This is a genomic window from Enterobacter sp. 50793107 (assembly GCF_001463365.1).
Lineage (GTDB): Bacteria > Pseudomonadota > Gammaproteobacteria > Enterobacterales > Enterobacteriaceae > Enterobacter > Enterobacter cloacae.
In genome coordinates this window covers 42,579-55,213 of record NZ_LNII01000027.1, presented here as the reverse complement: position 1 = coordinate 55,213, position 12,635 = coordinate 42,579, and the positions used below count along the sequence as shown (strand labels likewise).

At 52.5% G+C, this 12,635-nt stretch carries 13 protein-coding genes and 2 pseudogenes; 9 read left to right on the top strand and 6 right to left on the bottom strand.

What is annotated here, in order from left to right:
* Both APU11_RS26455 and APU11_RS28730 read left to right on the top strand, forming a co-directional pair.
* Window positions 1-837, top strand: an 837-nt coding sequence (locus APU11_RS26455; protein ID WP_239691327.1) for a thymidylate synthase, incomplete at its 5' end; no start/stop codon positions are given.
* Window positions 827-977 (top strand): annotated as a pseudogene (locus tag APU11_RS28730) (hypothetical protein); the annotation flags it as partial. The gene APU11_RS26455 and the pseudogene APU11_RS28730, both read left to right, overlap by 11 nt.
* On the opposite strand, the pseudogene APU11_RS04680 reads toward APU11_RS28730, so the two are convergent.
* Window positions 977-1,303 (bottom strand): annotated as a pseudogene (locus tag APU11_RS04680) (IS3 family transposase); the annotation flags it as partial. The pseudogenes APU11_RS28730 and APU11_RS04680 overlap by 1 nt on opposite strands.
* A gap of 544 nt (window positions 1,304-1,847) precedes the next feature.
* Here APU11_RS04680 and APU11_RS04675 point away from each other — a divergent pair.
* From APU11_RS04675 to APU11_RS04660, 4 genes are all read left to right on the top strand, one after another.
* Window positions 1,848-2,129 carry a hypothetical protein gene (locus APU11_RS04675; protein WP_048972123.1) on the top strand — a complete coding sequence of 94 codons (282 nt, stop codon included), beginning with the start codon at window positions 1,848-1,850 and terminating at the stop codon, window positions 2,127-2,129.
* Window positions 2,130-2,290: 161 nt separating this feature from the next.
* Window positions 2,291-3,658 carry a chromate efflux transporter gene (gene chrA, locus APU11_RS04670; RefSeq protein WP_038980712.1) on the top strand — a complete coding sequence of 456 codons (1,368 nt, stop codon included), beginning with the start codon at window positions 2,291-2,293 and terminating at the stop codon, window positions 3,656-3,658.
* Between the two features lie 110 nt (window positions 3,659-3,768).
* Window positions 3,769-4,212, top strand: coding sequence for a PACE efflux transporter (locus APU11_RS04665; protein WP_013096588.1), 444 nt, complete (start codon window positions 3,769-3,771; stop codon window positions 4,210-4,212).
* A 31-nt stretch (window positions 4,213-4,243) separates the two neighbouring features.
* The gene (locus APU11_RS04660) at window positions 4,244-4,663 is read left to right on the top strand and encodes a DUF4354 family protein (RefSeq protein WP_058650721.1); all 420 of its coding nucleotides are present in this window, start codon (window positions 4,244-4,246) and stop codon (window positions 4,661-4,663) included.
* Between the two features lie 52 nt (window positions 4,664-4,715).
* Here APU11_RS04660 and APU11_RS04655 read toward each other — a convergent pair whose 3' ends face one another.
* Window positions 4,716-6,332, bottom strand: coding sequence for a mechanosensitive ion channel domain-containing protein (locus tag APU11_RS04655; RefSeq protein ID WP_060578335.1), 1,617 nt, complete (start codon window positions 6,330-6,332; stop codon window positions 4,716-4,718).
* 227 nt (window positions 6,333-6,559) lie between these two features.
* On the opposite strand from APU11_RS04655, the gene APU11_RS04650 reads away from it, so the two are divergent.
* Window positions 6,560-6,922: a DUF4406 domain-containing protein gene (locus APU11_RS04650; protein WP_023619585.1), complete on the top strand. Its 363-nt coding sequence runs from the start codon at window positions 6,560-6,562 to the stop codon at window positions 6,920-6,922.
* Between the two features lie 44 nt (window positions 6,923-6,966).
* Here the strand turns inward: APU11_RS04650 and APU11_RS04645 are convergent, their stop codons facing one another.
* The gene (locus APU11_RS04645) at window positions 6,967-7,734 is read right to left on the bottom strand and encodes a DeoR/GlpR family DNA-binding transcription regulator (RefSeq protein WP_023619584.1); all 768 of its coding nucleotides are present in this window, start codon (window positions 7,732-7,734) and stop codon (window positions 6,967-6,969) included.
* An 86-nt stretch (window positions 7,735-7,820) separates the two neighbouring features.
* Between APU11_RS04645 and APU11_RS04640 the strand changes: the two genes are divergently transcribed.
* Both APU11_RS04640 and tam read left to right on the top strand, forming a co-directional pair.
* Window positions 7,821-8,405, top strand: coding sequence for an NUDIX domain-containing protein (locus APU11_RS04640; RefSeq protein ID WP_020688643.1), 585 nt, complete (start codon window positions 7,821-7,823; stop codon window positions 8,403-8,405).
* 83 nt (window positions 8,406-8,488) lie between these two features.
* Window positions 8,489-9,247, top strand: a complete 759-nt coding sequence (gene tam / locus APU11_RS04635; protein WP_058651318.1) for a trans-aconitate 2-methyltransferase — start codon at window positions 8,489-8,491, stop codon at window positions 9,245-9,247.
* Between the two features lie 6 nt (window positions 9,248-9,253).
* Here the strand turns inward: tam and APU11_RS04630 are convergent, their stop codons facing one another.
* The 3 genes from APU11_RS04630 to APU11_RS04620 form a co-directional block, all read right to left on the bottom strand.
* Complete coding sequence (locus APU11_RS04630; RefSeq protein WP_047024822.1) at window positions 9,254-10,444, bottom strand: cytochrome c biogenesis protein/redoxin; 1,191 nt, start codon at window positions 10,442-10,444, stop codon at window positions 9,254-9,256.
* Between the two features lie 137 nt (window positions 10,445-10,581).
* A complete protein-coding gene (locus APU11_RS04625; protein ID WP_058651319.1) occupies window positions 10,582-11,877 on the bottom strand; it encodes a HAMP domain-containing sensor histidine kinase in 1,296 nt (431 codons plus the stop codon).
* Complete coding sequence (locus APU11_RS04620) at window positions 11,874-12,614, bottom strand: response regulator (protein WP_040020899.1); 741 nt, start codon at window positions 12,612-12,614, stop codon at window positions 11,874-11,876. Before APU11_RS04620 ends, APU11_RS04625 begins: the two co-directional genes overlap by 4 nt.
* Window positions 12,615-12,635: the final 21 nt, after the last annotated feature.

Genomic DNA, 12,635 nt, shown 5'->3' with positions numbered 1-12,635 from the left:
GTTTACGATCTTGGACCAGCTGTATTTCAACTTCCTTCTGATAAGTTGAATTTAATAACTCTAAATAGAAGAGCGCTAAATCCTTTTTTTGCTATCGCAGAAGCGGCTTGGGTGATCGGCGGTTTTAATGATCTTGCATATCTTGATTACTATATCAAGACATATGGTGATTTTTCAGATGATGGAAAAACACTTAATGGGGCTTATGGATACAGACTTCGACAACAATATGGATTTGACCAGATCGATTTTGCGATTGAAGAATTAAAAACCAACCCTCAGTCACGTCGATGTGTCTTGAGTATGTACTCCCCGAGCGATTTGATAAATACAAAATCAAAAGATATTCCATGTAACACATCGGTAATGTTAAAAATAAGAAATGGGGAGTTAGACCTTACTGTAATAAACAGATCAAATGACATATACTGGGGGGTTCCATATAACTTTTTTGTTTTTCAAGTTTTGCATTATTACATGGCATCTAGAATAGATATAAAAGTTGGGACCCAACGTCATTTCACTGACTCGTTGCATCTATATGAAAAAGACTTAAGCAACATTAAGTCTATCATAAATAACAATAATGCAGGGGTGACTTTAACTCAAAGCATGAATATTGAACTCATTGACGGAATTTTAAATAACATTGCTGCTATAAACCAAAGAAATTTTACAGATATCACAAATACACATGTCAATAGATTGCTAAGTAATTATAGTAAATATAAATCGGAAGGTGATCTCTTTGCTTTAAATGAAACAACAAACAACACGACTCTTGATTTTTTGGTGTCAGATTGGTCACGTAAGTATATTGGAAATTCTATTTGTTGAGTATACCAGAATCACCCATGTCAATGACGGTTTTATCTTTCTGAGCCACAGGATCATCCGCAAACGCAGCCGTTACGGCGATATGCAGGGAGAGCTCGACAATCCCGAAGGAGAAGGCTAGAAGCTTCGCTGTAAGCGTACCCGTCCAGATATAGGTCACATCACCGCACCACACCTGATTTGGCCCGGTCACGGCGAACTGCCGTTCAGGGTAGTCAGGGATAGCAACATGTTCATGACCACCACGTTTATACCGGTGAGTCGGTTGCTGACAGCTGACCAGCACCAGCTCTTTCATGAGCCTGCCAGCAAGCCAGCGTCCCATCTGGTAGCCTCTCCGGGTTGCCATTGTGGCGATGCTTCTTGCTCCGGCTGAACCGTGGCTGATACCATGTAGCTCAAGTACCTGACTGCGTAATACAGCCCGTCTGCCGTCTGGTTTTTCAGGACGGTCTTTCCAGTATCTGCTTTTGGGCAGAAGAGGGGGGGGGATTATTCCATACAGGCTGAGCACCATTGCCCCAGACAAACTCTGAAATCCTTGGCTGCTGTGACTATGTTGCGAAAATTTGTTTGATGTAAGCGTTCGATAATTCTCCCGGCAAAGCTGTAAACGGGTGTGTAAACGCGAAGCCAAAAGTGATAATGCTTTGGGAGAGTCATCCCGGATGCAGGTGATATTTAGGTGTTAATCAAAAAAGAAATGCAATGGATCACAGCATGAACTAATGCAAGAAACGAGAGGGAGATCAGAAATCCTAACGTATTGATTTATCAGTTAGTGGGAGTGTCTTATGAACTTATTTACCACAGCATGCGATTTAACATAATATACATTATGCGCACCAAGGTTGATTCAGGGCGAATCCAGCATTCCGTGGCCGTCATTGTGTTCCCTTGGCTACTGATAGCTGTTGTAAAATCATTTACGAGTTTGTACATAACGCTACCCACTGAGCTACCTGGTTGATAGTCTTGATTACACAGAGTACAGCGCTGATGGAGAAAACATGTCGATAACCGAAGCAAAGCTGCTGGCATCTGGATTTACATCCTCGGAGCTTCAGAAGTTGCGTAAGTACATAACAAAAGATGCCCTTTCTCTGGATATGGTGATATCTGACTTGTCCAGACGTTTTAACGCAGCGTTGTTATTGACCATATTGCTTGCTGCTGTTTACCTCATAGTTCTTATCATCGCGTCCAGAGAAAATGTAGTATCCACGGGCGTTGCGATGTTGATCGCTTTGTTCATCATTTGTTTTTTTTCAGCCGCCGTTTCTTTCCTATAAGGCATGGAAAATTAAAAAGAAATACCGTTAACACGGCCGCTGTCTTTAGAATCTCTTATCTCAGTTTGCTGACGTAGCCATCATCACTCATCTTTCATAAATATGGCATATGCTTAGCGGATCCTTCTCTCAGCAGAATTCAAAAACAGGTTCAGAAACTCATGAACAGCAATCTGCCTCCGGTCGACGACGAACCGGGCGTTCCACCTCCGCATGTCAGTTTCCGTGAAGCCTTTTTATTCTGGCTGAAGCTGGGATTCATCAGCTTTGGCGGGCCGGCCGGGCAGATTTCGATAATGCATCAGGAGCTGGTTGAAAACCGACGCTGGATATCCGAACAGCGCTTTTTGCATGCACTGAATTACTGCATGGTGCTTCCGGGCCCGGAGGCGCAACAACTGGCGACCTATATTGGCTGGCTGATGCACCGCACCTGGGGCGGCGTGGTTGCCGGGACACTGTTTGTGCTCCCTTCCCTTTTTATCCTTATTGTCCTGTCGTGGATTTACGTGGCGTATGGCCATTTGTCTGTCGTGGCCGGTCTCTTTTACGGCATAAAACCGGCAATTACGGCGATTGTTGTGCAGGCTGCGCACCGTATCGGTTCGCGGGCGCTGCGTAACCGCACGCAGTGGGCAATCGCTGCCGCCGCGTTTGTCGCCATTTTCGCCCTCAATGTCCCTTTTCCCGTTATTGTCCTGTCAGCCGCAATGATGGGTTATGTGGGTGGGCGCCTTTACCCCGACCATTTTGGTCAGGGTAACGCCCATGACGCCAGCCGAAAATCCTACGGTGCTGCCATTATTGATGACCATACGCCAGCGGCTCCGCATACGGTTTTCAAATGGTCACGCTTGACCCTGATTATCATTGCCGGTGTTTTTTTATGGGCAACGCCAATGGCGATGCTCTATCTGAGCCTTGGCTGGATGCACCCGTTTACCCAGATGGGCTGGTTCTTTACCAAGGCGGCGCTGCTGACATTTGGGGGTGCCTATGCGGTACTGCCTTATATCTACCAGGGCGCGGTTGGTCATTATCAGTGGCTCACGCCAACGCAGATGATTGATGGTCTGGCACTGGGTGAAACCACGCCGGGGCCGCTTATCATGGTTGTGGCATTTGTGGGATTTGTTGGTGGCTATGTGAATATGGCGTATGGACCGGATCAGCTTTTCCTGGCAGGCGCTGTAGCGGCCGTGCTGGCGACCTGGTTTACGTTTCTGCCATCGTTTCTGTTTATCCTGGCCGGTGGGCCTTTTATTGAAACGACGCACAACAATATTAATTTTACCGCGCCACTCACGGCAATTACCGCAGCGGTGGTTGGCGTGATCCTGAATCTGGCACTCTTTTTTGGCTACCACGTGCTCTGGCCACAGGGATTTGACGGCAAAATGGACTGGATAGCAGCGGTCATTGCTTTTGCTGCCGCCATCGCACTATTCCGGTTCAAATATAGAGTCACACACGTAATTGCCGCATGTGCGGTAATCGGGTTGATTTTACATCTTTTCCTCAGAACATAGAGCAAGGCCCCGAATAACCGGGGCCTGACAGCCATTCTAACCTTCACGTTTAAAGAAAGTTGAAGCACGTCTGATATACTTCAGTTTTTTTAAAAAGCCGCACTAAGTAAATGGAAATTGAACTGGATAAAAGTTTTAAAGAACGCGTTTTGCATGCGGTTCTTTTCGAAGTGACGGCCAATGTCATCATTGCGCTGTCACTTGCGTGGCTGATGAACGTGTCGGTGCTTCAGTCGGGTTCGTTGTCCGTGATATCTGCACTTGCCGCCACGGCATGGAATTTTGTGTTTAATAAATTCTTTGACGCCTTGCAGAAAAAATATGCGTTTCAACGAACATTTCTCGTGCGTGCAATCCATGCTGTCTGCTTTGAAACAGGACTTATCATTACATTAATTCCTGTCGCGATGGTAATGCTGAATTTAACAGTCACTGAGGCATTTTTTGTCGAGATCGGTCTGGTACTGTTTTTTCTGCCATACACGATGCTCTTTAACTGGCTTTATGACTACCTGCGTTGGACATTTGTTGGGCGGAAACGGTCCGCCATTTAGCGGCTCTGTATTTTAACAGGAGGAAGCAAAAATGCGTTGTAACTTAATTAAAGCAGTATGTCTTACTTTAGCGGTTTCTGCAGCCGGAACTGCCCTGGCAGCTCAGAAAGCGTCTCAGGGCGGTATTACTCTTTTTGCTGAAAAGCAATCCCAGGGAAGTCAATGGGATAGCACAACTGGCGAAGCGCAGTACATGGTTAGCTACAAGGTGACATTGAATAACGCGTCTGATAAAAGTATTGAGCCGGGCAAAGACAATAAAATGTGTTTCTTCCTGTTTGATAAAAACGGCAAATCATTTATGAGTACCGGTATCGAACTGGAGATGCTGAAAAAATATAAGCCGATGGATAACCGTACGGGAATGGTGTATTTCAGAAGTTCGAACCCTGACGTTTTGAATATGCCATTTGTCCGTTTCGGCATTGGACAGGATTGCACAAAAGGATGATGGCCGCCTGACGGCCATAATATCGAGGCGGTCTGTCATGCACCGGACTGATTCATGATGGCTTTTGTGCGGGTTTCTTTGCCGGTGCTGCGAACCAGTTTTCTTCCGCGACGACGACCGCACCTTCCGGCTGCATCACGAAGTTTGGCGACATAATCTGCACGTTGAACTCGTTGAAGACGTCCTGAATGTTACTGTGGAGCTCATTGCGGGCTTCGGCAAGTGACTGTCCGGGCTGCAATTTTACCTGCAGCTCATAGGCAATGTACCAGTCCATCAGCCCCAGCTGACGCACCAGGGGCTGCTGCGAAGGATCAACACATTTCGACCGTCTCGCCGCCATCTCCAGCATGGCATGAACCTGTCGCCACGGCGTGTCATAGCCAATCGTCACGCCAATCGTCAGGTTCACGCCACCGTCAGGATTCTGTACGCTCAGATTGGTGATTTTTCCGCTCACCACCACCGCATTGGGTACGGTCACAACATAATTCTCGCGGGTGATGATCTTGGTCGCCAGCATGCCTATCTCCGTGACCAGCCCTTCGTTATCCGCCACCCGTATAACGTCTCCTTTCCTCAACGCTCGTGAGTAGATCAGTACCAGTCCGCTCATAGCATGGTTCATCACGCCTGCCGAACCCAGGGTAAGCATCAGGCCAAAGAAGACGCTAATGCCTTTAAACGCCAGCGAATTCGCTCCCGGTAAAAACGGATAGGCCGCAGAGAGGGCAAATAACCACACCACGACAGAAATCAGTTTACGCGTAGCTCCCACGGTTTCAGGATGAATGCCCGGCAGCTGCAGGCGCCCTGCTTCCACCTGATTTAACAACACCTTCAGGAGCTTCAGAATAAAGGCGGTAATCACAAAGATGATCAGGACAATCATAATTCCCGGCATGGCTGAGACAATCGACAGCGCAATATCCCGCAGAACGCGCATGGTCCAGTCGCCTAACGATGCACCCCAGACGCGTGTCCAGGGGAACAAGCTGAACGCCCAGCTCAGCCAGAGATACAATCCGAGAATGCCCAGTAAAATCATCAGCAAAGCATACAAACGAGCCTCAATTGCGCCGACAAACTTACGCCAGCTCTGCGGGATAACGCTGCGGTTTTCAAGAATGCGGCGACGGCAGACATTGCGAACCCAGCGCCACGACCGCCACGCCCCGTACCAGAAAAGAGACAGAACCAGCAGCCCGACGACCGTTTTACCGGCGGAGAGCGCCAGCCAGCCGGTGTCATATTGATCGCGAAGCGCCGTACGTTGCGCCTCCATCCGCGCCAGCACGCGCTGAGCGGCCTGGTCGAGAGTCAAATCGTCCCCCTCATCCAGGTCCGCCTGCGTAAGCAATAAAACAGGCTTATTGTTCATGACAATCAGCCTTCCCTGCTGGTTGTAACGGGTGACGGGAACAATTTTCAGCGGCTCACGTACGTCCTGCTGCGTGAAATTGCGCAGGGTATGGCGAATACGTAACACGCGTTCTTCAGGCGTCGTGAGACCAAATTTGGCCTGCAACATCACAATCGGTTGATGAAAAATATAAACGGTTCGGGCCCGCTCCTGCTCAGTAGGCTCCTGGCGTGGCTCGGCGGCGACGCCAGTAAATGAGATGACCGAGAGCACGCAGGATAATAATGCGAGCAGGACCTTATTCATTTCCACCCCCTGAAACGCAACTTATTGTTATTTTTCAATTGCCCCAGAGAATGGCGAGTCTCTGCATGTTGAGCATAGACCAGCGTCGCGCTTATGCAACATCACCATTATGCATGATACTGCTTGTATTTGCACGATGGTGCCTATTAAGATACGTTTCAGAGCTGAAAACCGATACTTCAATTATTAACGTGCAAATTCATGCACCATCACGCAACGAGGTATGTATGACACAACAGTTGATTTTAATCGCGGGCCCCTGGCGCAGCGGGACTGATGGCGACCAGGCCAAAATGGATGAAAACCTTGCCCGTCTGGAAAACGCAGCATTAGCCGTATACCAGCGTGGCCACGTTCCGGTGATTGGTGAATGGCTTGCGCTACCGCTGGCAAAGGCCGCGGGTTCAACGTCCATTGGGGATGAAATCAGTGAAGCGATGCTCTATCCCGTTGCACACCGGCTCATTGGGAAATGCGACGCGATTTATCGTATTGCCGGTGCGTCTAAGGGAGCTGATATGGATATCGAGGTTGCCCGTAAGCTCGGGCTGAACGTTTACACCTCGTTAGAAAGCATCCCTCAGGCCTGAGGACGCGCCTGAACCTGCCTGCTCATCACAGGCAGGTTCAAGGGTTATTCTGGATCTGATGTCGTCACCACGGAGACGCCCTTCTCCCTTACCGCGCTAATCCAGGCGCGATCGGTATCATCTTCCACGACAATCGTATTGGCCAGCGATAGCTCGCCAATCACAAACGATGACGCGGTGTTAATTTTTTCTGGCGATGCCAGGACCACTGTCTCGGCGGCCCTGCCGGAAAATGCACGTTTGATGCACGCCTCTTCGAAATCGCCGGTGGTAAGCCCGGCTTCAGGATGGATGCCGGTAACCCCCATGAAGAACAGATCCGCATGGATATTGTCGATGCCTTCAATGGCCGCTGCGCCTACCGTCACGATGGAATGTTTGTACAGACGTCCTCCGATCAGGATCACTTCAATCGAAGGATGCTCGACGAGCCCAAGGGCAATGCTCGGGCTGTGTGTGACCACGGTAATGCGTAAATCCGCCGGTAAATACGCGATCAGTTCCGATGTGGTGGTGCCGCCGTCGACAATCACCACCTGCCCAGGGGAAATGAGCTTTGCGCCTTTGCGGGCCACATTTTTTTTCGCGTCCATCTTCACCGATTTACGCTCGGCAAACGGCACAGTGGCCGACGAGGCCGGCAGCGCACCGCCATGGACACGCTGCAAACGCCCTTCCGCCGCCAGTTCGCGGAGATCACGACGAATGGTGTCTTCTGACACCGCGAAATGTGCGCTGAGCGCTTTAGACTGGACCTGGCCTTCAGCGGCAAGCTTCTCGAGGATTAATTGTTTTCGCTGACTGGTGAGCATTGTGGATTCCTGATATTGCACGCTTTATCTTGAATGTGCATGATAATGCTGTTTATGACGATCACTCTACGTAAGGAGCAGCAAACGTGCAATCGAAACGTGCAGATGTGCGCATCATTGAAAATGAAACCCTGTCGGATAACTGGTACATCCTCAAAAAGTACACCTTTGAGCTGCAGCGACGCGACGGTGAATGGCAGCGGCAAAGCCGCGAAGTGTATGACCGGGGAAACGGGGCCACGATACTGCTCTATAACCGTGATAAAAGAACGGTGATCCTGACGCGCCAGTTCCGCTTTCCGGTCTTTATCAATGGCCATGAGGACGACCTTATCGAGGCCGCTGCCGGGCTGCTGGATAACATGGATCCCGAAAGCCGCATCAAGGCGGAAGCGGAAGAAGAGACCGGATATCGTGTCTCCCGTGTTGAGAAAGTCTTTGAAGCCTACATGAGCCCAGGCTCCGTCACGGAAAAACTCTATTTTTATATCGCAGAGTATCACCCGCAGGATCGGGCCAGCGCAGGCGGCGGCATCAAGTCAGAGGGAGAAGATATCGACGTGCTAGAAATGCCGCTGGATGAGGCCTTGCGCGGTATTGATACCGGCAGGATTGTCGACGGCAAAACGATTATGCTGCTTTACCATATCGCGCTGAAAGGCGTTCTGTAGTCACTGCGTCGGTTGAGACCTGCCCCAGTGCGGGTCTCTGCCTGTGCTATTCTTGCTGATGAATTCAACACGGAGAGGCAAAAATGGCCGACTGGAACCCTTCGCTTTATCTGCAATACGGTGCCGAACGCACGCGCCCTGCTGCTGAACTGCTCGCCAGAATTCCACTGGATGAGGTGTCCACCATCGTTGATTTAGGCTGCGGACCGGGAAACAGCACCGCGCTGTTGAAGCATCGCTGGCCTTCCGCCCACATCACTGGTGTTGATAACTCACCGGCGATGCTCGAAGAGGCGCGCCAGGCGTTGCCCGATTGCCACTTTGTTGAGGCCGATATCCGGCAGTACAAGCCAGGCCAGCCGCTGGGCCTGATTTATGCGAATGCCTCGCTACAGTGGATCCCTGACCATTACGATCTCCTGCCGCATCTGGTTTCGCTGCTGAAGCTAAACGGCGTGCTGGCGATCCAGATGCCGGATAACTGGCTTGAACCGACACACGTTTCGATGCGTGAAGTGGCTGTTGAACAAGGTTATCCGGATCGTGGTCGTGAACCTCTGCCCGGTGTCCATGCGTATTACGATATTCTGACGGAGGCAGGCTGCGACGTGGATATCTGGCGCACGACCTATTTCCATAAAATGGGGTCGCATCAGGCGATTATTGACTGGGTCAGCGCCACGGGGCTGCGTCCGTGGTTACAGGAGTTGAATGAAAGCGAGCAGAAGCAGTTCCTGAAACGCTACCATGAACTGCTGGAAGAGCAGTATCCGCTTCAGGAAAACGGGCAGATACTGCTGGCATTTCCACGCTTGTTTATCGTTGCTCAACGTCAGCCGTAAGTCGGCTCAGGAGCGAGCCTCTTTCAGCAACTGCTGAATGACTTTTTCCTGCTGTTCGTAATTGCCCTCGCCAAAGGAGGTGTAGCGCAGTTGCCCTTTGGCATCGAAATAGTAGTGTGCGGGCCAGTACTGATTCCCGAAGGCGTTCCAGATCTTATAGTTATTATCCGTGACCACCCGATACGGGAGCTGCCATTTCGTCACCGCTTTTTGTACCGAGGCGAGCGGTTTTTCCCACGGGTATTCCGGCGTATGCACACCTATCACCACCAGACCTTGCGCCTGGTACTTTTTGGCCCAGTCGCGAACGTGCGGGAGCGTATGCTGACAGTTGATGCAGTCCCACGTCCAGAAATCAATCAATACTACCTTCCCCCGCAGAGAGTCAGACGTGACAGGGTCACCATTAACCCATCCTGTTCCGCCGCTTAAGGAGGGTAACTGGCTGCTTGGCTCGGTCATCACCACCGGCTGAAGCTTCACCGGTGCCGTTGCGGGTTTGGCCAGCGTCAGGAGCGAATTTTCCAGACGGTCTGCGACCCCGTTGGCGCCTTTCAGAACGGACGTCATCCCGGTGGCGTTAAACGCAACGGTCGCTAACATCACCACGCCCGCCCCCTTGCGTAACCTTTCCATCAATGCCGATCTGGCACGCAGGGGTGCCATCAGCGCGCGACCACCGATAACCAGCAGCCCCAGCATCAGCGCGCATCCGCTGCCGTAAGCGGCCAGCAGTGCCCCCGTGGCAATGGCGGAGTGACCGGCAATATTCAGGCTGAAGATGGCACCCAGAATCGGTCCGGCGCACGGCGACCAGAGCAACCCAACGGCCAGCCCGGCCAGAAACGCGGAGAGAGTACCGCGCGTCTGCCCGCTGCGTGTGTTGAGGAGATTACCTGCGCTGACGGCCGGTCCGGCAATACGCTGGGCGAATGTCGGGAAAATGAGTGCCAGCGCGGCTATTGCCAGTACAACCAGTGCGACCCAGCGCCCTGCTATCGTCGCCTGGGCGATCCAGTTGCTGGCTGCGGTAGCCACCAGTGCCACGAGGGTGAACATTACAATCATCCCCGCGAGCAACGCCAGAATATGCCGTCGTTGCCCCTGGAACCCGGCAAACAGCAGTGGAATAACCGGGAGTGTGCATGGGCTGAGCAGGCTTATCATCCCGCCCAGAAAAGCGATTATCAGAAACATAGTGACCTCACATTACAGATGCCCTGCGAAGCTGCAGTGAGGTTATTTCACCGTGTTGATATGTTCAGTATGTGTGCAAATCAGCGCGAATTGTCTGTGCGCGTATCATGAAGGCTGTCCGATACAAAACCGTACAATTACCCGCGCGGCAGCGTAATCGAAACGTCCAGCCCACCCTCGGCGTGGTTCGCCAGATGCAATTTCCCGCCTAACTGCGCAGTCAACTGGGCGGCGATGGCCAGCCCTAATCCGGTGCCCCCGGTGTCGCGGTTTCGTGAGGTTTCCACCCGATAAAACGGCTGCAATACCGCCTCCAGTTCGGCGTCCGGTATCCCCGGCCCCCCATCGCGAATAGCGATCGTAACATGATGGGCATCTGAATGAATCGTAATGACGGCGTAGTCGCCAAATTTCAGCGCATTATCCAGCAGATTGGTCATCACCCGGCGTAGCGCCTGCGGACGCGTGACCACGGGCAGACGGGCATCGGTTGCCTGAAGCTGCACGTTTTTCCCGATGTCCTGGTAATCGCTGGCGATGCTGTTTATCCAGGCATTCAACTCCAGCTTGAGCGAGGTCTCTTCCAGAGATTCTGATGACCGGGCATACGCTATTCCTTCCCGCACCAGGCGCGTCATATTGTCCAGGTCGTTGAGCAACTTGTCCCGCAGTTCCGGCTGGTCCGCCATTTCGACGCGTAACTTCATGCGCGTTATCGGGGTCTGAAGGTCGTGCGATACGGAGGCCAGGATCTGCGCACGCTCGCGCAGGTAAGACTGGATACGCGCCTGCATGGCATTAAAGGCGTGCGCGGCCCGTTGCACCTCGACTGGCCCTGCCTCGGTCATTGGCGAGCTTGCTGCCGGGTCGAGGGAATCCACCGCCCGGGTAAACTGAGAAAAGGGTCGAATAACCTGACGCACGGCAATCCATGAGCAGAACGCCAGAAGCAGTAGCTGCAACACAAGCACTACAGGCAGCCAGCTGGCGACCGGAGGCATTCGGGGGATAAGGTCAATGGTCAGCGGCGAACCATCGCTCAGCGTAAGGTGGGCCTGAATATGGGAAACCGGCCCCGGCACGGCAGTAAACGTCAGTGGCCAGGTTGCCGACAGCGCCTCTGTCAGGGTGCGGATGGCATCCTGCGAGCGTTTGTCATGCGGTGCAGGCCCCGGTTCGCCGGTTCCCAGAATGTAGCGATAGTTCCCCCGCGCCAGTCGTTCCAGCCAGGCTGGACGCTCCTTTGCGGGAAGCCGGTCGAGGATGGCCACACTGGTGGAAACGTCATATTCCAGGTTGCCGAGCATCACCGTGCGGGCGCTGCGCATTCGCTCAAGCATGACCAGCGTGAGGCTGAGCGCGTTGGCCAGCAGGAGCCCCAGCATCACGATGATCAGCAGTCGCGTCAGTAACGAGCGTGGCCAGAGCCTCATTCATTGGCCTCTTTGATGATCACCGGCATGGTAAAAACGTACCCTTCGCTGCGAACGGTCTTGATGTAGGCCGGCGTGCGGGCATCTTCATTCAGCCGCTGACGAACCCGGCTGACCAGAAGGTCAATCGAGCGCTCAAAGAGTTCAGCATCTCGCCCCTGGGTCAGGTTAAGCAACTGATCGCGGCTCAGCACACGCTGAGGATGGTCAAGGAACACGCGCAGAAGACGGTATTCCGCCCCGCTGAGTGCCACAATCATCCCCTCGCTGTCGATCAGGTGACGAGCAACGGTGTCCAGTTGCCAGTCGCCGAACATCACCAGGCGCCCGGCCTCGGTCACCTGCAGATTGGGTGGCATGGTGCGAAAACGGCGCAAAATGGCTTTGATACGCGCCAGCAGTTCGCGCGCAACAAAGGGCTTCACGACATAGTCATCGGCCCCCATTTCCAGCCCCAGGATCCGGTCTGTCTCTTCGTTGCGCGCGGTCAGCATCAGGATCGGCAGATCTTTATGTTTACCGCTGCGCAGTCCCCGGCAGAGCGTTAATCCGTCATCGCCTGGCATCATCACGTCCAGCACCACCAGATCGACATGCTGTCTATCTAGCACGGCCCGCATCTCTTTGCCGTTCGCCGCGCCAGAGGCGCGATAGCCGGACTTGACGAGATAGTCGACAATCAATTCACGAATATCCCTGTCGTCATCGACGACAAGGATATGATCAATATGCTCCACCGGGATCTCCTGACTGAGGGG

Excerpts from the sequence above, each read along its gene's own strand:
- chrA (WP_038980712.1), top strand. The coding sequence starts at position 2,291 with ATGAACAGCAATCTGCCTCCGGTCGACGACGAACCGGGCGTTCCACCT.
- tam (WP_058651318.1), top strand. The coding sequence starts at position 8,489 with ATGGCCGACTGGAACCCTTCGCTTTATCTGCAATACGGTGCCGAACGC.
- APU11_RS04645 (WP_023619584.1), bottom strand. The coding sequence starts at position 7,734 with ATGCTCACCAGTCAGCGAAAACAATTAATCCTCGAGAAGCTTGCCGCT.
- APU11_RS04625 (WP_058651319.1), bottom strand. The coding sequence starts at position 11,877 with ATGAGGCTCTGGCCACGCTCGTTACTGACGCGACTGCTGATCATCGTG.
- APU11_RS04675 (WP_048972123.1), top strand. The coding sequence starts at position 1,848 with ATGTCGATAACCGAAGCAAAGCTGCTGGCATCTGGATTTACATCCTCG.
- APU11_RS04660 (WP_058650721.1), top strand. The coding sequence starts at position 4,244 with ATGCGTTGTAACTTAATTAAAGCAGTATGTCTTACTTTAGCGGTTTCT.
- APU11_RS04665 (WP_013096588.1), top strand. The coding sequence starts at position 3,769 with ATGGAAATTGAACTGGATAAAAGTTTTAAAGAACGCGTTTTGCATGCG.
- APU11_RS04630 (WP_047024822.1), bottom strand. The coding sequence starts at position 10,444 with ATGTTTCTGATAATCGCTTTTCTGGGCGGGATGATAAGCCTGCTCAGC.
- APU11_RS04655 (WP_060578335.1), bottom strand. The coding sequence starts at position 6,332 with ATGAATAAGGTCCTGCTCGCATTATTATCCTGCGTGCTCTCGGTCATC.
- APU11_RS04650 (WP_023619585.1), top strand. The coding sequence starts at position 6,560 with ATGACACAACAGTTGATTTTAATCGCGGGCCCCTGGCGCAGCGGGACT.